The 20,577-nt window shown below is 74.7% G+C and carries 21 protein-coding genes and 1 pseudogene; 15 read left to right on the top strand and 7 right to left on the bottom strand.

The window, feature by feature from the left end; all coding sequences use genetic code 11:
- Positions 1–23: 23 nt before the first annotated feature.
- The gene (locus DMH08_RS05930) at positions 24–1,664 is read right to left on the bottom strand and encodes a serine/threonine protein kinase (RefSeq protein ID WP_125612219.1); all 1,641 of its coding nucleotides are present in this window, start codon (positions 1,662–1,664) and stop codon (positions 24–26) included.
- A gap of 166 nt (positions 1,665–1,830) precedes the next feature.
- Positions 1,831–2,694, bottom strand: a complete 864-nt coding sequence (locus tag DMH08_RS05925) for an Fpg/Nei family DNA glycosylase (RefSeq protein ID WP_125612217.1) — start codon at positions 2,692–2,694, stop codon at positions 1,831–1,833.
- 345 nt (positions 2,695–3,039) lie between these two features.
- On the opposite strand from DMH08_RS05925, the gene DMH08_RS05920 reads away from it, so the two are divergent.
- The 3 genes from DMH08_RS05920 to DMH08_RS05910 are packed head-to-tail and all read left to right on the top strand — an operon-like array spanning position 3,040 to position 6,580.
- A complete protein-coding gene (locus DMH08_RS05920) occupies positions 3,040–3,246 on the top strand; it encodes a heavy-metal-associated domain-containing protein (protein WP_026404872.1) in 207 nt (68 codons plus the stop codon).
- A 38-nt stretch (positions 3,247–3,284) separates the two neighbouring features.
- Positions 3,285–4,241 (top strand): hypothetical protein, encoded by a 957-nt coding sequence (locus DMH08_RS05915; protein ID WP_125612215.1) that lies wholly within the window; start codon positions 3,285–3,287, stop codon positions 4,239–4,241.
- 29 nt (positions 4,242–4,270) lie between these two features.
- Entirely contained in the window at positions 4,271–6,580 is a 2,310-nt protein-coding gene (locus DMH08_RS05910; protein ID WP_125612213.1) for a heavy metal translocating P-type ATPase, read from the top strand.
- A gap of 55 nt (positions 6,581–6,635) precedes the next feature.
- On the opposite strand, the gene DMH08_RS05905 is transcribed toward DMH08_RS05910, so the two are convergent.
- The gene (locus DMH08_RS05905) at positions 6,636–7,049 is read right to left on the bottom strand and encodes a MarR family winged helix-turn-helix transcriptional regulator (RefSeq protein ID WP_026404874.1); all 414 of its coding nucleotides are present in this window, start codon (positions 7,047–7,049) and stop codon (positions 6,636–6,638) included.
- Positions 7,050–7,153: 104 nt separating this feature from the next.
- On the opposite strand from DMH08_RS05905, the gene DMH08_RS05900 reads away from it, so the two are divergent.
- Positions 7,154–7,537, top strand: a complete 384-nt coding sequence (locus DMH08_RS05900; protein WP_233617420.1) for a RidA family protein — start codon at positions 7,154–7,156, stop codon at positions 7,535–7,537.
- Between the two features lie 30 nt (positions 7,538–7,567).
- On the top strand, positions 7,568–8,647 hold the full coding sequence (locus tag DMH08_RS05895) for an alkene reductase (protein ID WP_125612211.1): 1,080 nt from the start codon (positions 7,568–7,570) through the stop codon (positions 8,645–8,647).
- Here DMH08_RS05895 and DMH08_RS05890 read toward each other — a convergent pair.
- The gene (locus DMH08_RS05890) at positions 8,620–9,045 is read right to left on the bottom strand and encodes a VOC family protein (RefSeq protein WP_026404877.1); all 426 of its coding nucleotides are present in this window, start codon (positions 9,043–9,045) and stop codon (positions 8,620–8,622) included. The genes DMH08_RS05895 and DMH08_RS05890 overlap by 28 nt on opposite strands.
- 76 nt (positions 9,046–9,121) lie before the next feature.
- Here DMH08_RS05890 and DMH08_RS05885 point away from each other — a divergent pair, with 76 nt between their 5' ends.
- Positions 9,122–9,712 carry a TetR/AcrR family transcriptional regulator gene (locus DMH08_RS05885; protein ID WP_199747638.1) on the top strand — a complete coding sequence of 197 codons (591 nt, stop codon included), beginning with the start codon at positions 9,122–9,124 and terminating at the stop codon, positions 9,710–9,712.
- A gap of 26 nt (positions 9,713–9,738) precedes the next feature.
- Here DMH08_RS05885 and DMH08_RS05880 read toward each other — a convergent pair whose 3' ends face one another.
- Positions 9,739–10,347, bottom strand: a complete 609-nt coding sequence (locus tag DMH08_RS05880) for a TenA family protein (RefSeq protein ID WP_026404879.1) — start codon at positions 10,345–10,347, stop codon at positions 9,739–9,741.
- Positions 10,348–10,885: 538 nt separating this feature from the next.
- Between DMH08_RS05880 and DMH08_RS05875 the strand changes: the two genes are divergently transcribed.
- From DMH08_RS05875 to DMH08_RS41460, 6 genes and pseudogenes are all read left to right on the top strand, one after another.
- The gene (locus DMH08_RS05875) at positions 10,886–11,581 is read left to right on the top strand and encodes an RNA polymerase sigma factor (protein WP_233617419.1); all 696 of its coding nucleotides are present in this window, start codon (positions 10,886–10,888) and stop codon (positions 11,579–11,581) included.
- Positions 11,578–12,303, top strand: coding sequence for a hypothetical protein (locus tag DMH08_RS05870; protein ID WP_026404880.1), 726 nt, complete (start codon positions 11,578–11,580; stop codon positions 12,301–12,303). The genes DMH08_RS05875 and DMH08_RS05870 overlap by 4 nt, the downstream gene beginning before the upstream one ends.
- An 87-nt stretch (positions 12,304–12,390) precedes the next feature.
- Positions 12,391–12,747, top strand: coding sequence for a YciI family protein (locus DMH08_RS05865; RefSeq protein WP_026404881.1), 357 nt, complete (start codon positions 12,391–12,393; stop codon positions 12,745–12,747).
- 1 nt (position 12,748) lies between these two features.
- Positions 12,749–13,984 carry an RNA polymerase sigma factor gene (locus DMH08_RS05860; protein WP_125612205.1) on the top strand — a complete coding sequence of 412 codons (1,236 nt, stop codon included), beginning with the start codon at positions 12,749–12,751 and terminating at the stop codon, positions 13,982–13,984.
- Between the two features lie 81 nt (positions 13,985–14,065).
- A pseudogene (locus tag DMH08_RS41465) lies at positions 14,066–14,755 on the top strand (class I SAM-dependent methyltransferase); the annotation flags it as partial.
- 48 nt (positions 14,756–14,803) lie between these two features.
- Entirely contained in the window at positions 14,804–15,424 is a 621-nt protein-coding gene (locus DMH08_RS41460; RefSeq protein ID WP_233617423.1) for a GNAT family N-acetyltransferase, read from the top strand.
- A gap of 57 nt (positions 15,425–15,481) precedes the next feature.
- Here the strand turns inward: DMH08_RS41460 and DMH08_RS05850 are convergent, their stop codons facing one another.
- On the bottom strand, positions 15,482–16,696 hold the full coding sequence (locus DMH08_RS05850; RefSeq protein ID WP_125612203.1) for a hypothetical protein: 1,215 nt from the start codon (positions 16,694–16,696) through the stop codon (positions 15,482–15,484).
- 84 nt (positions 16,697–16,780) lie between these two features.
- Here DMH08_RS05850 and DMH08_RS05845 point away from each other — a divergent pair, with 84 nt between their 5' ends.
- From DMH08_RS05845 to DMH08_RS05835, 3 genes are all read left to right on the top strand, one after another.
- Positions 16,781–17,479, top strand: a complete 699-nt coding sequence (locus DMH08_RS05845) for a TetR/AcrR family transcriptional regulator C-terminal domain-containing protein (RefSeq protein ID WP_125612201.1) — start codon at positions 16,781–16,783, stop codon at positions 17,477–17,479.
- A gap of 152 nt (positions 17,480–17,631) precedes the next feature.
- Positions 17,632–18,204, top strand: coding sequence for an NADPH-dependent FMN reductase (locus DMH08_RS05840; protein WP_125612199.1), 573 nt, complete (start codon positions 17,632–17,634; stop codon positions 18,202–18,204).
- 57 nt (positions 18,205–18,261) lie between these two features.
- A complete protein-coding gene (locus DMH08_RS05835; protein WP_125612197.1) occupies positions 18,262–19,695 on the top strand; it encodes a DHA2 family efflux MFS transporter permease subunit in 1,434 nt (477 codons plus the stop codon).
- Positions 19,696–19,738: 43 nt separating this feature from the next.
- On the opposite strand, the gene DMH08_RS05830 is transcribed toward DMH08_RS05835, so the two are convergent.
- Positions 19,739–20,569, bottom strand: a complete 831-nt coding sequence (locus tag DMH08_RS05830; RefSeq protein ID WP_233617418.1) for an SDR family NAD(P)-dependent oxidoreductase — start codon at positions 20,567–20,569, stop codon at positions 19,739–19,741.
- Positions 20,570–20,577: the final 8 nt, after the last annotated feature.

The following is a 20,577-nucleotide window of genomic DNA, read 5'->3' as shown; positions in this document are numbered from 1 at the left end:
GCAGGTGCGGACGGGGCCGTCGGTCAGGTCCAGCCGAAGGACCACAGTTGGGCGTGCTGGGAGCCGCACTCGAAGAGCCTCAGCCGATCCCCGTCGCGGTGGCGCCCCTTCCCGGCGACGCCCAGGCACAGCCGGTCACCGGTCGCGTGCCGGACGGAGAAACGGCCGTTGCCCTTCTTCTCGAGGTACCACATCTGGTTGTCGCCGGGACCCGGGTGGCAGACGCCCTCGGTGAGGGCCGCGCCCGGCACGCCGCCCTCGCGACCGGGTACGTCGAAGCAGTTGCGGGACTTGGAGTTGCGGACCACGAACAGGGAAGCGCCGCGCGGCCCCTTGCCCGGCCCCACCATGAGGTCCCACCTCTGGTTGTCCGGTGACGAGGTGTTGCAGTTCCATACGCGGACCGCGCTGCCGAGCCTGCCCCCATGGAGCCCCGGAATGTCGACGCACCTTCCGGCCTTGGGATTCTTCAGCATCACGCCGGTGACGGACGAGAACGTCGGATCCTGCGGCAGGGGCGTATCGGCCTTGCCGCCGGGCGTGGCGGGCGCCGGTTGCCCCGTGTTCCCGGTCGGCCGGCCGGCTTCGGTGCGGGTCCCGTCGCCACCGCCGAGGAGGTAGGCGGTCGTGCTGGTCGCGGCCACCACGGTCGCCCCGACCGCCACCAGCATCCAGGGCCACGGCCGGCGCGGCGTCCTCGGGCCTTCCCCGGCGCGGCCGGTCGGCCCGACGGACGAGTCCGCGGGGACGGCGTCGTGCACGGTCGTCCCGAGGCGCCAGGTGTCGTGGATGATGTCGGTGACCGTCTCGCGCTGGGCGTGCTCGCCCACGAACCGGGCCAGCAGGGCCTCGGCCGTCGGGCGGCGGCTCGGCTCCGGGTCGAGCGCGGACCGGATGACCGGCTCGAAGTCGGGCGGCAGACCCGACAGGTCGTACGCGGCCTGCTGCGCTCGGGCGGCGAGGACCGCGGCGGAACCCGTACCGAACGGGTTGCGCCCGGTCGCCGCGTAGGCGACGAGCGTCCCCCAGGCGAACACGTCGGCCGCGGTGCCGACCCGTTTCCCGAGCGCCTGCTCGGGAGCCATGTAGCCGCCGCTGCCGATGACGGCGCCCGTCCGGGTGTGGTGGTCGTCGGTGTCCAGGGCGCGCGAGATGCCGAAGTCGATCACGCGCGGCCCGTCGGCGGCCAGCAGCACGTTGCTCGGCTTGAGATCACGGTGCACCAGCCGGACGGCGTGGATCGCGGTCAAGGCGGCCGCCACCCCCGCCGCGAGGCTGCGCAGCGGCCCGAGCGGCAGGCCGCCGTGCGCGGTGACGTGCTCGCTGAGGGAGGGGCCGCGGATGTACTCGGTGACCAGGTAGGAGAGTTCGCCGTCCTCGCCGTGGTCGAGCACCTGCGCGGTGCAGAAGGGCGCGACCCGCCGGGCATGGGACACTTCGGAGTCGAACCGGGCACGGAATTCGGCGGATTCGGACCGGTCGGGACGGATCACCTTGACGGCGACCTTGCGGCCGGTGGCGGAGTCCAGCCCGAGGTAGACCACGCCCATGCCGCCCTCCCCGAGCCGGCCGAGCAGCCGGTGCCCGCCGACGGACGCGGGATCATGCGCTTCGAGGGAGTCCACCCCGAGGTCGGCGCCCGGTTGCTCCTGCGGTAACGGCATGATCACTGTCCATTCCTTCCCCACGGTCAGACGGATCGGAGCAACGGCGCCCTGCGCCGCCCCCGGCGCAGGGTGATCACCACGTACGACGCCGCCCGTCCGGGGAAGGTTCGTCCGGACGATTCTCCAAGGGGTCGGGCGACAGACCGGTCAGGCGAAGAACCGGTTACTTGAGGAGGCGGGAGAGGCGGCGGTCGGCCAGGGGTTTGCCGCCCGTCTGGCAGGTGGGGCAGTACTGGAGGGACGAGTCGGCGAAGGAGACCTCGCGGACGGTGTCGCCGCAGACGGGGCATTTCTCGCCGGTGCGGCCGTGGACGCGGAGGCCGGTCTTCTTCTCGCCCTTGAGGTTGCGGGCTTCGAGGCCGCGGGAGCGCTCGACGGCGTCGCGCAGGGTCGTGACGATCGCGTCGTGCAGGGCGGCGACCTCGGTGTCGTCAAGGGTGGCGGCGATCTTGAAGGGGGACGTGCGGGCGGCGTGCAGGACCTCGTCGGAGTAGGCGTTGCCGATGCCCGCGATGACCTTCTGGTCGCGCAGGAGGCCCTTGATCTGCGTGCGCTTGCCGCCGACGATCTCGCGGAGGGCGTCGACGGTGAACGCGTCGTCGAGGGGGTCGGGGCCGAGGGCGGCGATGCCCGGGACGTCGGCGGGGTCGCGGACGACGTAGACGGCGAGGCCCTTCTTCGTGCCGGCCTCGGTGAGGTCGAAGCCGGAGCCGTCGTCGAGGTGCAGGCGGAGGGCGAGCGGGTTCTTGGCGGAGGGCCGCGCCGGTTTGGCGGGCAGCTCGTCGTGCCAGCGGAGCCAGCCGGCGCGGGCCAGGTGGATCACGAGGTGGACGCCGTCGACGTCGAGGTCGATGAACTTGCCGTGCCGGGCCGCGGCGGTGATCGTGAGGCCGCCGAGGGCGGTGATCGGCGGGTCGTAGGTCTTGAGCGCGGAGATGGCGAGAACATCGACGCGGGCGACGACGCGGCCGACCGCGCGCTCGCGCAGGAAGGACGTCAGCGCCTCGACCTCTGGCAACTCGGGCATGGGACCAGTATCGGTGATGGGGACGACTGTCCACACCCCCGTGGAAAGCTGTGGATAACTCTGTGCACAACCGGGCGGGTGGGGCCCCTTCGGCGGCGATACGTCCACAAACGCCGACATATCGCGGGGGAATGACTAGTCACTTCGACGCACAGGCTGTGGATAACTTTCGTACAGGGAGCCCTCTTTTCGGCGCGCGCGCAGAGTGTCGTCTTGCACGGCGGAGGGTGTGACGGGGATCTCGAAATAACCCCTAGGGGGTACGGGTTGCCAGGGGTGTCCGGTTATGGCAGCATGACGACAGCGAGATACCCCCAGGGGGTACAAGTGAGGGAGGAACCCGAGATGAGCACGAGCACCTACACCGTCGCCGGGATGACCTGCGGGCACTGCGTCAGCGCGGTCACCGAGGAGGTCGGCCAGGTCGCGGGCGTCACGAACGTGGACGTCGACCTGAAGGCCGGCACGGTGACCGTGACGAGCGAGGCCCCCGTCGACGTCGAGCTCATCCGGGCCGCCGTGGACGAGGCCGGCTACGAACTGAAGGCGTAAGCGGCCGCGGCCGCGATCAGCGAGCGGAGTTGAACGGTATGAACACCGCGACCAAGCTGGGGGCGTACGCCCTGGGCCTGGCCGCCGTCTTCGGCGGCGCCCTCGGGGCCGGCAACGTGACCGGTCCCGTGGGCGCGGCCCCGGAGACGGAGAGCCACGGACACGGAGAGCAGGGCGGCCACGGCGGGCACGCGGCCGGCGCGGCGGCGCCGGGCGGGCTCCAGGTGTCCGAGGACGGCTACACCCTGGCGCCCCGGCGGACGACCGTCGAGGCCGGGGAGAAGACGGACTTCTCCTTCACGATCAACGGACCGGACGGCCGGCCCGTCACCGGGTTCGAACCGCTGCACGGCGAGCGGCTGCACCTGATCGTCGCGCGCCGCGACCTGTCGGGGTTCCAGCACCTGCACCCGACGCTGGCGAACGGCGTCTGGACGGTGCCGCTGACCCTGCCGGACGCGGGCGTCTACCGGTTCTTCACCGACTTCAAGCCCACCGGGGCGGCGCGCCAGTACACGCTGGGCACCGACATCACCGCCCCCGGCGACCTGCGGCCCGTCCCGCTGCCGGAGCCCGCGCAGACGGCGAAGGCGGACGGCTACGAGGTGCGGCTCACCGGCGGGCTCGTCCCCGGGAAGAGCAGCGAGCTGACGCTGACCGTCAGCAAGGACGGACGGCCGGTCGACGACCTCCAGCCGTACCTGGAGGCGTACGGGCACCTGGTCGCGCTGCGGTCGGGCGACCTCGCCTACCTGCACGTCCACCCGGACGGCGAGCCCGGCGACGGGACGACGCGGCCGGGGCCGGAGATCACGTTCTTCGCGGAGGCGCCGAGCGCGGGCGCGTACCGGCTCTACCTGGACTTCAAGCACGGCGACAAGGTCCGGACGGCCGAGTTCACCGTGCACGCGGGCAACGCGGCGCTCCCCGCCGACGGGCCGGCCGGGCCCCGCGAGGGCGGCGAGCCCGACGACGGCCACGGCCACACCCACTAGCGACACGAGACACGAGCGAGGGAGGGGCGATGACGACCGGCGCAGATTCCGGACGCGTCGAGCTGGCGATCGGCGGGATGACGTGCGCCTCGTGCGCCGCCCGCATCGAGAAGAAGCTCAACCGGATGGACGGGGTGACCGCGACCGTCAACTACGCCACCGAGAAGGCGAAGGTCGAATTCACCGGGGACGTCACCCCGGACGACCTGATCGCGACGGTGGTGAAGACCGGGTACACGGCGGAGCTACCGCCGCCGCCGAAGGCCGCGGGGGCGGCCCCGGAGGCGGCGGAGCCCGCCGACGAGCTGGCGCCGCTGCGGCAGCGGCTGGTCACCTCGGTGGTGCTGGCCGTGCCGGTGATCGCGATGGCGATGGTCCCGGCGCTGCAGTTCGAGTACTGGCAGTGGCTGTCGCTGACGCTGGCCGCGCCGGTGGTCGTGTACGCGGGGTGGCCGTTCCACAAGGCCGCGTGGACGAACCTGCGGCACGGCGCGGCGACCATGGACACGCTCGTCTCGATGGGGACGCTCGCCGCGTTCGGCTGGTCGCTGTGGGCGCTGTTCTTCGGGACGGCCGGGGAGCCGGGCGTCAAGCACGGGTTCGAGTTCTCGATGACCCGCTCGGACGGCTCGATGAACATCTACCTCGAGGCGGCCGCGGGCGTCATCGCGTTCATCCTCGCGGGCCGGTACTTCGAGGCGCGGTCCAAGCGGCGGGCGGGCGCGGCGCTGCGGGCGCTGCTGGAGCTCGGCGCGAAGGAGGTGTCGGTCGTCCGGGACGGCCGGGAGGAGCGGATCCCGGTCGAGGACCTGGCGGTCGGCGACCTGTTCGTCGTCCGTCCGGGCGAGAAGATCGCGACGGACGGGACGGTCGAGGAGGGCTCGTCCGCGGTGGACGCGTCGCTGCTGACCGGGGAGTCGGTGCCGGTGGAGGTGGCGCCGGGCGACGCGGTGACGGGCGCGACGGTGAACGCGGGCGGGCGGCTGCTGGTGCGGGCGTCGCGGGTCGGCGCGGACACGCAGCTCGCGCAGATGGCGCGGCTCGTGGAGGACGCGCAGACCGGCAAGGCGCAGGTGCAGCGGCTCGCCGACCGGATCTCGGGCATCTTCGTCCCGATCGTGATCGCGCTGGCGGTCGCGACGCTGGGCTTCTGGATCGGGACGGGCGTCGGCGCGGCGGCCGCGTTCACCGCGGGGGTCGCGGTGCTGATCATCGCCTGCCCGTGCGCGCTGGGGCTCGCGACGCCGACGGCGCTGATGGTCGGGACGGGGCGCGGCGCGCAGCTCGGGATCCTGATCAAGGGTCCGGAGGTGCTGGAGTCGACGCGGACGATCGACACGGTCGTCCTCGACAAGACGGGCACGGTCACGACCGGGAAGATGGCGCTGGTGGACGTCGTCACGGCGGAGGGCGTCGCGGCGGACGAGGCGCTCCGGCTGGCGGGGGCGCTGGAGGACGCGTCGGAGCACCCGATCGCGCAGGCGATCGCGCGGGGCGCGCGAGAGCGGGCCGGCGCGCTCGGGACGGTCGAGGACTTCGCGAACGTCGAGGGCCTGGGCGTCCAGGGCGTGGTGGACGGGCGCGGCGTGCTCGTCGGGCGGCCGCGGCTGCTGGAGGAGTGGTCGCAGCACCTGACGCCGGAGCTGGAGCGGGCGATGGCGGACGCGCGGGCGCTCGGGCACACGGCGGTCGCGGTCGGCTGGGACGGCGCGGCGCGCGCGGTCCTGACGGTCGCGGACGAGGTGAAGCCGACGTCGGCGGAGGCGGTGCGGCGGTTCCGCGACCTGGGGCTGCGGCCGGTGCTGCTGACGGGCGACAACGCGGCCGTGGCGCGCACGGTGGCGGACGCCGTCGGGATCGACGAGGTCATCGCGGACGTCCTGCCGAAGGACAAGGTCGACGTCGTGAAGCGGCTGCAGGGCGAGGGCCGGACGGTCGCGATGGTCGGGGACGGCGTGAACGACGCGGCGGCGCTCGCGCAGGCCGATCTGGGCCTGGCGATGGGCACCGGGACGGACGTGGCGATCGAGGCGTCGGACCTGACGCTGGTGCGCGGCGACCTGCGGGCGGCGGCGGACGCGATCCGGCTGTCGCGGCGCACGCTGCGGACGATCAAGGGGAACCTGTTCTGGGCGTTCGCCTACAACGTGGCGGCGCTGCCGCTGGCGGCGGCGGGCCTGCTCAGCCCGATGATCGCGGGCGGGGCGATGGCGTTCTCCTCGGTGTTCGTGGTGAGCAACAGCCTGCGGCTGCGCCGGTTCCGGGCGCTCGCCGACGACGCCGGGGCGGTGCCGGCGTCCGCGGCGCCGGAGCGGCCGAAGATCCCGGCGGCGAGCTGAGCGCACGGCACGCGGGAGCGCGCGGTCCCCTCGCGGGGGCCGCGCGTTCGCGCGTTCAGCGGGCGCGCAGCCGGTGGACGAGCGGGGCGAGCGCCGGGTCGGCGCCGGCCTCGTCGAGCGCGGCGCTGAGTTCGGCCCGGTAGGCGGGGGTCGCCTTGTCGTGCAGCGCCCGGCCCTCGTCGGTGATCACCGTGTAGACGCCGCGGCGGTCGTCCGGGCAGTGGTCGCGGCGGGTCAGCCCGGCCTTCTCGAGGCGGGTGACGAGGCGGCTGACCGAGCTCTGGTTGAGGCCGATGAGGTCGGCGAGTTCCTGCATGCGCAGCTCACCGTCCTCGGCGAGGGCGAGGCGGCAGAGGGCCCAGTACTCGGAGAGCCCGATGCCGTGCCGCTGCAGTGCCTTGGCGAGCCGGTGCTCGATGCGTCCGTAGAGGGTCACGACGTCGTCCCAGCACTGGTCGTCCGTCCGCATTGTTTCGCCACCCCGGTCTTTCCCGTCTTGACAACAGCGTACCGCCGCAACCAATATGCATGCACATACAGAACATGCAAGTACATACATCTAAGGAGGGCGACGTGATCGAGCGCATCGCCACCGCGCCGGACTGGTACGAGCCGTACAAGATCTCCCAGGCGATCCGGGCGAACGGCTTCATCCACGTCTCCGGCCAGGCCGGCATCGACGAGCGGGGCCGGACGGTCCCCGGCGGCTTCCTCGAGCAGGGGCGGCAGGCGTTCCGGAACGTGCGGCGGGTGCTGAACGAGGCCGGGGCCGACCTCACCGACGTCGTCAAGATCGGGATCTTCGTGCGGGACATGGCCGCCGACCTGGACGACGTCATCAAGCTCCGCGCGGAGTTCCTCAGCGAGCCCTACCCCGCCGACACGCTCCTGGAGGTCTCCTCGCTCGCGCAGCCGGACTGGCGCATCGAGGTCGAAGCCACGGCCGTCGCCCGCTGAACGCCCCCACCACGGAAGAGGACAGAGACCATGAGCGACCTCCTGCGCCCCTACGCGGGCCCGCACCTCGACCTTCCCAACCGGATCGCGATGGCGCCGATGACGCGCGGCCGGGCGGACGACGCGACCGGCGTCCCGAACCCGCTGGCCGCCGAGTACTACGCGCAGCGGGCCGGGGCCGGGCTCATCGTGTCCGAGGGCATCTGGCCGAACCCGTTCGGCAAGGGCGGGCCCGGCATCCCCGGCCTGGCGACGGACGCCCAGGTCGAGGGGTGGCGCGCGGTGACCGGCGCCGTGCACGCGGCGGGCGGGCGGATCTTCGCGCAGCTCTGGCACGTCGGGCGGATGACGCACCCGCTGACGCTCCCGGACGGCGCGCCGCCCGTCGCGCCGTCGGCCGTCCGGATCGAGTCGGATCCGATCTTCACCCGCGAGGGCATGGTCGAGCATGTGGTGCCGCGCCCGCTGACGACCGCCGAGGCGGAGGCGACGATCGCGGACTTCGCGGACGAGGCGCGGGCGGCGATCCGTGCCGGGTTCGACGGCGTCGAAGTGCACGGCGCGAACGGGTACCTGATCCAGCAGTTCCTCGCCGAGAACACGAACCGGCGGACCGACCGGTTCGGCGGCTCGGCGTCCGGACGGCTGCGGTTCGCGCTCGACGTCGTCGAGGCCGTCGCGGACGCGGTCGGCCCGGAGCGCACGGGCCTGCGGATCTCGCCCGGCAACCCGGAGAACGAGATCGCCGAGGAGGACCCGCAGGCGACGTACCGGGCGCTCGTGGACGCCCTGGAGCCGCGCGGCCTCGCGTACCTGCACGTCATCGAGCGCGGGGCGTACGGGGCGCTCGCCGACCTGCGGCCGCGCTGGTCGGGCACGCTGATCGGCAACTACAACGGGCCGGAGCCGACCGCGCGGCGGGCCGGGGAGGAGGCGCTCGCGGCCGGCCTCGCGGACGTCTTCTCGTTCGGCCGCCTGTTCATCGCGAACCCCGACCTGCCGCGGCGCTTCGCCGCGGACGCCCCGCTCGCGCAGTACGACCCCCGGCTGATCTACGGGGGCGGCGCGGAGGGCTACACCGACTACCCGGCGCTGGCGCCGACGTACTGATCGGCGAACGCGCCCGTCGGGGCGATCGGCGTGATGACGTCGATCAGGACGCCGTCCGGGTCGGCCACGATGAAGTGGCGCTGCCCGAAGTCCTCGTCGCGCAGCGGCAGCTCGGGCGACAGTCCGCCCCGGACGACGAGCCGGTCCCACTCGGCGTCGACGTCCTCCACCTCGAAGTTGAGCAGCAGGCCCCGGACGGGCGCGCGGTACGCCTCGGGCAGCGTCGGGTGCGCGTGGTCGAGGAGCGCCAGCTCGTACGGGAGCGGGCCGGGCCGGCGGAGGCTGACGTACCAGTCGGCCTCGAAGGTCGCCTCGAAGCCGAACAGCCGGGTGTAGAAGTCGCGCGACTCGGCGATGCGGGAGGTGCAGATCACCGGATAGAAGCTGGTCAGGCGCATGGCGTTCCCTTTCACATACCGTCGGTATGTGAAGTACGCTATTCACGTACCGTCGGTATGTCAACGAGGGAGCGCGATGGACGGCGTCCGGAGCAGGCGGCGCGAGCAGACCCGGCGGGCGCTGCTGCGCGAGGGCAGGCGCCTCTTCACCGAACGGGGCTACGGGGCGGTCGGGCTCGCGGAGATCGTCGCCGCCGCCGACGTGACCAAGGGCGCGCTCTACCACCACTTCGAGAGCAAGGGCGCCCTGTTCCGGGAGGTGCTGCGGGAGGTGCAGGACGAGGTCGCGGCGCGCGTCGCGGCCGCGGCCGACGCCGAAGCGGACCCGTGGGACCGGCTGCTCGCCGGGTGCCGCGCGTTCCTGGCCGCGAGCACCGCCCCGGACGTCCAGCGCGTCATGCTCGTGGACGGCCCGGCGGTGCTCGGCTGGACGGAGTGGCGCGCGATGGACGAGGCCGCGTCCGCGCGGCACCTCACGGACGCGCTGACCGGCCTGATGGAGCTCGGGACGATCGCGCCGCGGCCCGTCGAGCCGCTCGCGCGCCTGCTGTCGGGCGCGATGAACGAGGCCGCCCTGTGGCTCGCCGGCTCGGCGCGCCGCGACCGCGACCTGGACGACGCGTGGGACGCGCTCGCGCGGATGCTCGAAGCGTTCCGCGCCCGCTGATCAACTCGGGGCGCGCGTCCGGCCGGTCAGGCGGGGACGTCCCAGAACGCCAGCTCGTGGCGCATGCCTTCGAGGAAGAACCGCTCGGCGCGCTCGCGGTCGGTGCCGGACTCGTCGATCATCTGGGCGCAGCGGCGGGTCAGGGCGGCGAAGCCGGGGTCGGCGTAAGTGTCGACCCAGCGGCGGTAGCGGGGCTCGGCGGGCGGGTCCTCCGCGAGGCGCAGGCCGAGCGTCGAGTACCCCCACATGCACGGGTACAGGGCGGCGAGGCCATCGGTGTAGGAGGCGGCGCTCTCCAGCAGGAACGCGGTGTAGGCGGCGCAGGCGGGGCCCTTCTCCGCCCCGTCGAGGTCGGCGCCGAACTCGCTGGACAGCGACCGGTGCAGCGCCAGCTCCTCGTGCAGGGTGGAGTGCGCGAGGTCGACGAGGTCGCCCAGGTGCGCGTCCGGGGCCTGCCACGCGAGCCGGGCGAAGACGCGCGTGTAGTCGAGCAGGTAGAGGTAGTCCTGCTCCAGCCAGGAGCGGAACACCGCCTCGTCGAGGTCGCCGCGGGCGATCCCCGCGACGGTCGGGTGCCGAAGCTGCTCCTCGACCAGCGGCCGGCCGAGCTCCTCCAAGTGCGCCGCAAGACTCATGCACGTATTGTCGCGCATTGCCCTCGGCGTCAGGCGGTAGACCGCCTTCCTTCAACGGGCAATGCATGCGATTGCTGCATCGCTCCGACTCGCCCAGGGGGCTCGCTGCGCGATCAGGTTCTCGCTCCGCTCGCACCTGCCTTCGGACGCAATCGCAGTGTTCTCGGTCCGCTCCGGCGGGGGGAGGGCGGCGCAGGAAGTAAAGACCAGGGCCCCGGCCGGGCGGTGCGGCCCGGTGGGGCCCTGATCGTGCGCCGATGTGCGGGTCGCCTCTCGGCGATATGCGCAACACGGCTCCAGCCGAACGGTATTCCGTGAAGGCGTTAGGTGAGGCCCGGGGACACCAGGCACATCGGCTGTCCCGTACAACCGACGGGACACCCCGGATTGTTCCCGGCGTCCGGCGGTCTACGCGTGATTGGTCCTGCGAGGTCACCGGCTTTTCCCGCGCCGCCGGGACCGGCCGGTCACCCGGATCCGTCCCGGCGGATCGCCGAAGGCCCGGCGGCGCAGGGGAAATACCTGCACAATGCTGCGGGTGACAAGGAAGTCGCGGGCGGTGCCCACGGAGCGCGACGCCGAGCTGAGCCGCGCCCTGCGCGCCGCTCAGGACGGCGACGAGTCCTCCTTCCGGCTGCTGTACCGCGACGTGCAGCCCCGGCTGCTCCGGTTCGCCGCCGCCATGGTCGGCGCCGACGCCGAGGACGTGACGTCCGAGGCGTGGCTGCAGATCGCGCGCGACCTGCCCGGCTTCCGCGGCGACCTGGACGGCTTCCGCGGCTGGACCGCGACGATCACCCGGCACCGCGCCCTCGACCAGCTCCGCCGCACCTCCCGGCGGCCCGCCACCGAACTGTCCGACGACGTCCTGGCCGCGCTGACGTCCGACGGCGACACCGAGGCGGACGCGCTGGACGGCCTCGCCACCCGGGACGCGCTGCGGCTGATCGCCGAGCTGCCCCCCGACCAGGCCGAGGCGGTGCTGCTGCGGGTGGTGGTGGGGCTGGACGCCAAGACGGCGGGCAAGGTCGTCGGCAAGCGCCCCGGGGCGGTCCGGACGGCCGCGTACCGGGGGCTGCGGCGGCTCGCCGACCGGCTCGCCGCCGACGCCGGCACGGACACCGGCGCCGAGGCCGGCTCCGGGGCCGGCGCACCCGCTCGTCCGCGCACGGAACCGCTCCCCCTCCTGCAGAGTGACAAAAGCGGCGGTACCGGCGCTGAAGGGGTGAGATGAACGACGACCGCAGGTCCGGGCGGCCGAACCGCCGGACCGCCGACCTCCTTTTGTCCGGGTCCGCCCCGGCCGGTGAGCACACCGCACTGCGCGAACTCCTGGACGCCGCCGCGGCGCCCGCCCGTCCCGCCGATCCGGCCGGCGAGGACGCCGCCGCGGCCGCGTTCACCGCCGCCGTGCGGGCGCGGCCCGCCGCCGAACGGCCGCGGCATCCCGTCCTGCGCCGGTTCGTGACGGTCAAGGCCGTGCTGGTCGCCGTGACGATCGCCGTGTGCGGCGGCGCCGCGATCGCCGCCGGCACCGGCAACCTGCCCGGCCAGGACGAGGGCGCCGACCCGTCGCCGGCGCCGAGGCCCGCGCGCACCGAACCGGCGATGCCCGGACGGCACCCGCACCCGGCCGCCCCGCCCGCGCTGTCGAGCCCGAACGCGCGCACGTCCCCGCCGGCGACGCCGCGGCGGTCCGCCGGACGGACGCCCGAGGGCGGGCGGTCGGCGAGCGCGCGGCCGTCGGCGCGGCCGTCCGCGACGCCGGGCCGGCCCGAGCAGTCCGTGCCGTCCGCGCCGTCCTCGCCCGGCCGTCCGAAGGACCTGCCGACGGGGCGGCCCGAGAACGCGAACCCGCGGGGGCAGGAGGCGCAGGGCGGCAAGCCCCGGCAGGGCCCGCCCGCCCAGAGCGGCGGCGGGCGGCAGGACCGGGCGCCGAGCCACTCCCGCAACTGACGAAAAAAGTTTTGGGGAAGGTGTCCATGGGGCGAGGTCCCGTTCGTAGATAAGACGTTGGGCAACAACGACACGGGAGCGAACACCATGAAGTACATGCTGCTGATCAACGCGGGTCCGGCGGACAGCGCGGAGGAGGCGGAGGCGCAGGCCGTCTGCGAGTTCTCCGACTGGCAGAAGTTCGACGAGCAGATCCAGGGCGCCGGCGTCGTCGTCGCCTCGCACGCCCTCGCCGACATGACCACCGCCACGAAGGTGCGGGTCACCGCCGACGGCGAGCGGGTCATCACCACGGACGGGCCGTTCGCCGAGGCGCGCGAGGTGCTCGGCGGGTACTACGTCATCGACGTCCCCGACCTGGACGCGGCCCTCGACTGGGCCGCCCGCTGCCCCGGGGCCCGCGACGGCTCCATCGTCGTCCGTCCGGTCACCGACGAGTACTGACATGTCCGAACCGGACGCCCGGGCCTCGGTGGAGGCGGTCTTCCGGGAGGAGCGCGGCCTGCTGCTGGCCGCGCTCGTCCGGCGGTTCGGCGACCTCGACCTGGCCGAGGAGGTCACCTCGGAGGCGATCGAGGCGGCGCTCGTCCACTGGCCGGTGCACGGGGTGCCGCCGAGCCCGGGCGCGTGGCTGATGACGACGGCGCGCCGCAAGGCCGTGGACCGGCTGCGGCGGGACCAGGCGTACGCGGCGCGGCTCGCGGTCATGCAGGTCGAGGCGGAGCGGGCCGCGCCCGCTCCGCCGCCGGCCCCGGACGGCGGGCTCCCCGACGAGCGGCTCCAGCTGTTCTTCACCTGCGCGCACCCGGCGCTGGCCGCCGAGGACCGGACGGCGCTCACCCTGCGCTGCCTCGCGGGCTTCACGACCCCCGAGGTCGCGCGGGCGTTCCTCGTCCCGACGGCGACGATGGCGAAGCGGATCGTCCGGGCGAAGCACCGGATCCGCGAGGCCCGCATCCCGTTCCGCGTCCCCGGCCCGGACGAGCTGCCCGCGCGGCTCCCGGGCGTCCTCCAGGTCGTCTACTCGATCTACACCGAGGGGTACGCCGCCGCCCGGTACGACCTCGCGGCGGAGGCGGTGCGGCTGGCCCGCATCCTGCGGCGGCTGCTGCCGGACGAGCGCGAGACCGCGGGGCTGCTCGCGCTCGTCCTGCTCACGCACGCGCGGCGGGACGCGCGGGTCGGCGCCGACGGCGGCCTGCTCCTGCTGGACGAGCAGGACCGCTCCCGCTGGGACCGCGCGCTGATCGAGGAGGGCCGCGGCCTGGCGGAGGCCGCGCTGACCGGCGGGCCGCCCGGCCCCTACGGGGTGCAGGCGGCGATCGCCGCGCTGCACGACGAGGCCCCGGACGTCGCGTCGACCGACTGGCCGCAGATCGTCGCGCTGTACGACGTCCTGCTCGCGCTGACGCCGTCGCCGGTGGTCGCGCTGAACCGGGCGGCGGCGGTGGCGATGCGGGACGGCCCGGCGGAGGGGCTGGCGCTGCTGGACGGGCTGGCCGGGGAACCGCGGCTGCGCGGCTACCACCCGTACGCGGCGGCCCGCGCCGACCTGCTCCGCCGCCTGGGCCGCCTGCCGGAGGCCGCCGCCGCCTACCGGGAGGCCCTCGGCCTGTGCGAGACCGACGCCGAACGCGCGCTGATCCGCCGCCTGCTCGGCGCGGTGGAGGCGTCCGGCTGAAAAAGGGGGAGGCGCGGGCAAGGACGGTCCTGCTAGCGTCGGGCCCGGCGAAAGGAGGAGGTGAGTCGATGACCGTCGTGCGTGCCGCCGTGCGCGGCTTCCGAGTCGTCCTCACTTCCCGGGCCGCGGCCTGACGCAGGCCGCCCGGCCCCCTTTCCTTTCGAGGTTTTCCAGTTGTCTTCGCACCACATCATCGAGGCGGCGTTCGCCTTGCATCACGGGCTGCCCAGGCAGGGCCCCGGTTCCGACGCCACCACCCGCCGGCTGCTGGCCCTGGCCGGTCCGCTGCCGGACGCGCCGCGCGCGCTCGACGCGGGCAGCGGCCCCGGCCGGTCCGCGCTGCTGCTGGCGGCGGAGGCGGGCGCGCGGGTCGACGCCGTCGACCTGCACGAGCCGTTCCTCGCGGAGCTGCTCGCCGCCGCGCGGCGGCGCGGCCTGCACGACCGGATCCGCGCGATGCGCTGCTCCATGGACCGGCTCCCGTTCCCCGACCGGACCTACGACCTGGTCTGGAGCGAGGGCGCGGTCTACAACATCGGCCTGGACGCCGGGCTGCGCGGGTGGCGGCGGCTGCTCGCGCCGGGCGGCGTCCTGGTCCTCACCGAGATCGAATGGGCCACCGCGTCGCCGTCGGAGGAGGCCCGCGCCTTCTGGGACCGGGTGTACCCGGTCCGCACCCCGGCGGAGAACGCCGCTGCGGCGCGGGCCGCCGGGTACGAGGTCGTCGCGCACCTGCCGCTGCCGGACGCCGACTGGTGGGACGAGTACTACACGCCGCTGGAGGAGCGGCTCGCGGCCGCCGATCCGGACCGGCCCGGCATGGCCGAGGCGGCGGCGGCCGCCCGGGAGGAGATCGCGCTGCGCAGGGCGCACGGCGGCGACTACCGGTACGCCGGGTACGTCCTGCGGCCCGTCCCCGGCGAGCCCGCCGGGGCGCCCGCCTGGACGATCCGCGCGGAGGCGCCCGCCGACACGGCGGGCATCCGGGAGGTCCTGCTCGCGGCGTTCCCCACGCCGGAGGAGGCCGACCTGGTGGACGCGCTGCGCGCCGACCCGGCGTGGATCCCCGGGCTGTCGCTGGTCGCCGAGACGCCGGACGGCCGCCTGGCCGGGTACTCGCTGCTGACGCGGTGCCGCGTCGGCGGGGAGCCCGCGCTGGCGCTCGGGCCGGTCGCGGTGCGGCCGGACCTGCAGCGGACGGGCGCCGGCGCGGCCGCCGTCCGGGCGGGGCTGGAGGCGGCGCGGGCGCGGGGCGAGAACCTGGTGCTGGTGCTCGGGCATCCCGAGTACTACCCCCGGTTCGGCTTCGAGCCCGCGTCGGGCTTCGGGATCCGCGCCCCGTTCGAGGTGCCGGACGAGGCGATGATGGCGCTCGCGCTGGACGCGTCCCGTCCGGTGCCGGCCGGCGTCATCGCGTACGCGCCGCCGTTCGGCGTGTGACGGCGCCGAGCTGAGCGGCCCCGGGCGGCGGACCGGAAACGGCCCGCCGCCCGGGGCCTAGCCCGCGACGGTTCCGGGCAGCACCTGCTCGGTGAGGAGGCGGCGGAGCCGGTCGCGCCGGTCGGGACCGGTGAGCACGCCGTCCAGGATCCGGTGGCCGTGGTGGTAGCCGAGGACGTAGACGCCCATCGCGGGCGCGTGCAGGGACGGGACGAGCGCGGCCGTCTCGGCGTCGTCGAGCAGGGCCCATCGGGACAGGTAGGCGGCGGTCTCCGCGTCCGGGCGTCCCTCGTCGGCGAGGAGGGCCGCGTTCGCCCACGCGCCCCACAGCAGGTTCACCGCGCGGTGGACGGCGGCGAAGTCGCTGCCGTCGGGCCGGATTCCGAGGGCCGCGAGGACGTGCTCCTCCAGCCACGCCTGCGCCGCCCCGCCGGGGAAGACCACCTCCTGGGCGTGCAGCCCGAGGCCCTCGCTGACGACGAACGACGGCGCGATCATGAACCGGACGCGCTGCTCGGGCCGGCCGCCGCCGATGAGGTGGACCTCCTTCAGCAGCGACTCGGCGATGTGCCCCGGGTGGCCCTCGTGGGCGACGACGTAGAGCAGGTCCGCGAGGTTGAACGGCAGGTCGCGGTTCACGAAGATCGTCGACCGCGGCCCGCCGTCGTGGTGCCCGGCGGCCCGGTAGCGGACGCCCGACGCGAGCCGGCAGTCGACCTCCTCGGGCGGCAGCGGGACGAGCGCGGCGGTGCGGGCGCGGCATTCGGCGTCGGCCCGCAGCACGAGTCCGGGCAGCAGGTGCGTCCGGTCGGACGGCAGCGCGTGCGCGGCCCGCCAGGCGTGCAGGCGGTCGGCGAGGCTCCCGGGCCGGGCGGGCAGCGCCGCGTCCAGCAGGTCGTGCGCCTCCGCGAAGGACGACTCGGGCACCGGGGACGCGTCGACGCCGAGGCATGCGCGGGCGTACTCGGGCAGCGGCGTCCGGTCCCCGGCGAGGCGGCGGGCGACGGCCCGCAGGGCCCGGACGTGCGCGGCGAGGTAGCCGGCGCGGGCCCGGTCGCCGAACGGGAGGCCGTCCAGGAGCCGGTCGGCGTCGTCCGCGAGGCGGGCGGGGGGCGGCGGCTCCTCCCGGTCGACGGCGGCGCTCCACTCGGCGGGGCCCCGGTAGATGAGCAGGGTGCCGCTCCAGGTGTCCCGCACCAGGCGGTCGAGGCGGAGGGCCAGGGCCGCGTAGGCGTGCTGCCATTCGTCCTCTTGCCATTCGTCCTCTTGCATGGGGGGTCCTTCCGTGCGTACGGGCGGGGAGACGCGGCCAAGCTACGTGTACGGTTTTCCGTACACCGCACGGAAGGGATGCCGATGCCGGATCGCCCGGTGTGGCTGCGCGGCGAGCCGCGCCCCCGCCGGCCGCGGCTGTCGCTGGAGCGGATCGTCGCGGCGGCCGTCGGGCTGCTCGACGCCGAGGGCGTGGACGGCTTCTCGATGCGGCGCCTCGCCGCCCGGCTGGACGCCGGGACGATGTCGCTGTACGAGTACGTGGCGGCGAAGGAGGACGTGCTCGACCTCGCCCTCGACGCCGTCCTGGGCGAGATCGACCCGGGCGCGGGCGGCTCCGGCCCGGACGCCGGGGCGTGGCGGGGCGCGCTCGTCCGGCACGTGGAGCAGAGCAGGCGGGTGATGCGCGCGCACCCGTGGGTCCCGGCGCTGGTCGGGACGCGGCCGCTGCTCGGGCCGAACGCGCTCGCGGGGTCCGAGCGGGTGTTCGGGATCCTCGCGGGGGCCGGGCTCGCCGGGGACGAGCTGACGGCGGCGGCGAGCGCGGTGTCGAGTTACGTCACGGGGTTCGCCGTCACGGAGAACATGTGGCGCGCGCGGATGCGCGACCCGGCGGACGAGGCGGACCTGCGCCGCGGCACGTCCGAGTACGTCGCCCCGCGGGCGGACGCGTACCCGGTGCTGGCGGAGCACTCCCGGCCGGAGGACGCCGACTTCGACGCGGGGTTCCGGCGGGGCCTCGACATCGTGCTCGACGGGATCGCGGCGCGCACGCGCGGCTGAGCGCACGCGCGGGGCCTTGACCTCAATCAATGTTGAGGTCTCAGAGTGGGGTGCGGGCCGGTCGTCCGGCCCAGTCATCTGACGGATTCCCGGCCATGGCGGGTCTCCGTAGCTTCGAGGACATCACGCAGCGCCCCGCTCAAGGAGAGAAGATGACCGACACGCCGCTCCGCCTCGCGATCGTCATCGGCAGCACCCGGGAGGGCCGGTTCGGGCCCACGGTCGGCGGCTGGTTCGCCGAGCAGGCCCGGCAGCGCGACGACCTGGTCGTGGACGTGCTCGACGTCGCGGCCGCCGAACCGCCGTCGTCGCTCGGCACGCCCCCGTCCGACGGCTTCGCCCGCGCGACCGAGGTGCTCGCCGCCGCCGACGCGTACACCGTCGTGACCTGCGAGTACAACCACAGCTACCCCGGCACCCTGAAGAACATGATCGACCACCACTTCCACGAGTGGCGCGCGAAGCCCGTCGGGTTCGTGTCGTACGGCGGGCTCACCGGCGGCAAGCTCGCCGTCGAGCACCTGCGCGGCGTCTTCGCCGAACTGCACGCCGTGACGGTGCGCGACACGGTGAGCTTCCACGGCCCGTGGAACTGGTTCGACGAGGACGGCCGGCCGGTCGACGCCGAAGGGGCCGCGGGCGCCGCGAAGGTCATGCTCGACCAGCTCGCCTGGTGGGGGCACGCGCTGCGCGACGCCCGCGCGGCCCGGCCGTACGGGGGATGAGATGGCGACCACGACCGCCCCCAGGGCCGTCCCCGCGACCGGGACGGCCCCGGGCCGATGACGATCGCGCTGGTGCTCGTCCTCGGCTCGATCATGATCAGCCTGGACATGACGGTGGTCAACGTCGCCGTCAGCCGGCTGTCGCAGGAGTTCACCGCCCCGCTCGCCACCATCCAGTGGGTCGCGACGGGGTACTCGCTGGCGCTCGGCGCCGTCATGCCGACGACCGCGTGGGCCGTCGGCCGGTTCGGCGCCCGGCGGCTGTACCTCGTCGCGATCGCCGCGTTCGGCGGCACGTCCGTGCTGGCCGGGCTCGCCTGGAACATCGAGTCGCTGATCGCGTTCCGGGTGCTGCAGGGGATCAGCGGCGGCCTCGTGATGCCCGTCGGCATGACGATCCTGCTGCGCAGCGCGAGCCGCGACGAGCTGGGCAGGGCGATGAGCACGATGGGCCTCGCCATCCTCGTCGGGCCGCTCGCGGGGCCCGTCCTCGGCGGCTGGCTCATCGACGAGGTGTCGTGGCGGTGGATGTTCTTCGTCAACGCGCCGATCACGGTCGCGGTGGCGCTGCTCGCCGCGCGGCTGTTCCCCCGGGACGCTCCCGGGGAGCGGCGCCCGCTCGACGCCGTCGGCCTGCTGCTGCTCTCCCCGGGCCTCGCGGCGCTGCTGTACGGGGTGACGAGCGGCGGCGAACGCGGCGACGTCGCGGCGCCGGCCGTCCTGGTGCCGCTGCTGGCGGGCGCGGCGCTCGTCGCGGGGTTCGTGGTGCGGGCGCGGACCGCCGCGCACCCGCTGATCGACCTGCGCCCGTTCCGCGACCGGACGTTCGCGACCGCGACCGCGACGCTGACGCTGTTCGCCACCGGCTACTTCGGGTCGATGCTGCTGCTCCCCCTCTACCTCCAGGTGGTGCGGGGCGAGTCGGCGACGGTCGCGGGGGCGCTCGGCATCCCGTTCGCGCTCGGCTCCGGCGTCGCGATGCAGATCGCGGGCCGGATCGCCGACCGGGTGCCGCCGGGCCGGCTCGTCCCGGTGTCGGTCGCGACCGGACTCACCGGGTTCGCGCTGTTCGCCCTGCAGCTCGACGCGGACGCGCCCTACTGGGCGCTGTGCGCCACGATGGTGGTGATGGGCGCGGGCGGCGGCGCCACCATGATGCCCGCGATCACGGCGGCGACGCGCGGCATGTCGCACGAGCAGGCCCCCGCCGCGAGCACCACCGTCAGCCTGGTCAACACGACCGCCGGGGCGATCGGGACGGCGCTCGCGTCGGTCGTCCTCGCGACGCGGATGGACGACCTCGTGCCCGCGGCGGGCGAGGGCGGCGCGCTCCAGGCCGTCCACGGGCTGGACGCGGGCGCCCGCGCGGCGCTCGCCGGGCCGCTCGCCGGCGCCTTCCAGCACACCTACCTGTTCGCGGTCGCGCTGATCGCGCTGGCGCTCGTCCCCGCCCTGCTCCTCCCGCGCCGCCGCCCCGCGGACCGGGAGTGACCCCGGACGCCCCCGGCCGGCGCGGCCGGGGACGGCGCGGCGGTCAGATCTCCTTGAGGAACCCGCCGTCGACGGCGAGCTCGGCGCCCGCCGTGCTCGCCGACCGGGGCGAGGCCAGCAGGGCGACGGCGTCCGCGACCTCCTGCGGGTCGACGAGGCATCCGGTGACCAGGTTCATCATCTCGGCGGCGCCGCCGTCGAGGATCGCGTCGCGGTCGGCGCCGGTCGCGCCCGCCAGGATGTCGGCGGCCCCGCCCTCCTCCGTCCACCACGCGGTCCGGACCGGGCCCGGCGACACGGTGTTCACCCGGATGCCCTGCGGCCCGTACTCCTCCGACAGCCCCTTCGCCAGGTTGTTCACGGCGGCCTTCGCGGCGTTGTAGTCGAAGTTCATCGGCCCCGGCCGCCGCGCGTTCCCCGACGACACGTTCACGATCGCCGCCGCCTCGGAGTCCAGCAGGTGCGGGATCGCCGCCCGCACCGTCCGGACGAGCGCGAACAGGTTGAACTCGAACATCGCGTGCCAGTCGTCGTCCGACGGGGTGAGGAACCCGAACCGCGGCAGCGACGCCCCGGGCGGCGGGCCGCCCGCGTTGTTCACCAGCACGTCCAGCCCGCCGAACTCCTCGACCGTCCGGCGGACGGCCTCGGCGGGGGCGGCCGGGTCCGTGAGGTCGGCCGGGACGTGCAGGAGGTTCGGGCCGGCGAGCGCGTCGAGGTCCGCACCGGACTTCCGGGAGACGGCGGCGACGCGGGCGCCCTCGTCCAGCAGGGTCCGGACGACGGCGAGCCCGATCCCCTTCGACGCGCCCGTGACGAGCGCGACGCGGCCGGTGAGCTGCAGATCCATGAGGGTCCAATCGTCGGTGCGCACGCCCCCTC

This window comes from Actinomadura sp. WAC 06369 (genome assembly GCF_003947565.1).
Taxonomy (GTDB): domain Bacteria; phylum Actinomycetota; class Actinomycetes; order Streptosporangiales; family Streptosporangiaceae; genus Spirillospora; species Spirillospora rifamycini.
Note: the sequence above shows the minus strand (reverse complement) of the source record. Positions and strands in the feature narration are given on the sequence as shown.

What these genes read in the sequence shown, in the direction of transcription:
- DMH08_RS05915 (WP_125612215.1), top strand. Translation starts at nt 3,285, where the DNA reads ATGAACACCGCGACCAAGCTGGGGGCGTACGCCCTGGGCCTGGCCGCC.
- DMH08_RS05870 (WP_026404880.1), top strand. Translation starts at nt 11,578, where the DNA reads ATGAACGACGACCGCAGGTCCGGGCGGCCGAACCGCCGGACCGCCGAC.
- DMH08_RS05885 (WP_199747638.1), top strand. Translation starts at nt 9,122, where the DNA reads ATGGACGGCGTCCGGAGCAGGCGGCGCGAGCAGACCCGGCGGGCGCTG.
- DMH08_RS05925 (WP_125612217.1), bottom strand. Translation starts at nt 2,694, where the DNA reads ATGCCCGAGTTGCCAGAGGTCGAGGCGCTGACGTCCTTCCTGCGCGAG.
- DMH08_RS05845 (WP_125612201.1), top strand. Translation starts at nt 16,781, where the DNA reads ATGCCGGATCGCCCGGTGTGGCTGCGCGGCGAGCCGCGCCCCCGCCGG.
- DMH08_RS05840 (WP_125612199.1), top strand. Translation starts at nt 17,632, where the DNA reads ATGACCGACACGCCGCTCCGCCTCGCGATCGTCATCGGCAGCACCCGG.
- DMH08_RS41460 (WP_233617423.1), top strand. Translation starts at nt 14,804, where the DNA reads ATGGCCGAGGCGGCGGCGGCCGCCCGGGAGGAGATCGCGCTGCGCAGG.
- DMH08_RS05890 (WP_026404877.1), bottom strand. Translation starts at nt 9,045, where the DNA reads ATGCGCCTGACCAGCTTCTATCCGGTGATCTGCACCTCCCGCATCGCC.
- DMH08_RS05905 (WP_026404874.1), bottom strand. Translation starts at nt 7,049, where the DNA reads ATGCGGACGGACGACCAGTGCTGGGACGACGTCGTGACCCTCTACGGA.
- DMH08_RS05850 (WP_125612203.1), bottom strand. Translation starts at nt 16,696, where the DNA reads ATGCAAGAGGACGAATGGCAAGAGGACGAATGGCAGCACGCCTACGCG.
- DMH08_RS05895 (WP_125612211.1), top strand. Translation starts at nt 7,568, where the DNA reads ATGAGCGACCTCCTGCGCCCCTACGCGGGCCCGCACCTCGACCTTCCC.
- DMH08_RS05910 (WP_125612213.1), top strand. Translation starts at nt 4,271, where the DNA reads ATGACGACCGGCGCAGATTCCGGACGCGTCGAGCTGGCGATCGGCGGG.
- DMH08_RS05930 (WP_125612219.1), bottom strand. Translation starts at nt 1,664, where the DNA reads ATGCCGTTACCGCAGGAGCAACCGGGCGCCGACCTCGGGGTGGACTCC.
- DMH08_RS05880 (WP_026404879.1), bottom strand. Translation starts at nt 10,347, where the DNA reads ATGAGTCTTGCGGCGCACTTGGAGGAGCTCGGCCGGCCGCTGGTCGAG.
- DMH08_RS05860 (WP_125612205.1), top strand. Translation starts at nt 12,749, where the DNA reads ATGTCCGAACCGGACGCCCGGGCCTCGGTGGAGGCGGTCTTCCGGGAG.
- DMH08_RS05920 (WP_026404872.1), top strand. Translation starts at nt 3,040, where the DNA reads ATGAGCACGAGCACCTACACCGTCGCCGGGATGACCTGCGGGCACTGC.
- DMH08_RS05835 (WP_125612197.1), top strand. Translation starts at nt 18,262, where the DNA reads ATGACGATCGCGCTGGTGCTCGTCCTCGGCTCGATCATGATCAGCCTG.
- DMH08_RS05865 (WP_026404881.1), top strand. Translation starts at nt 12,391, where the DNA reads ATGAAGTACATGCTGCTGATCAACGCGGGTCCGGCGGACAGCGCGGAG.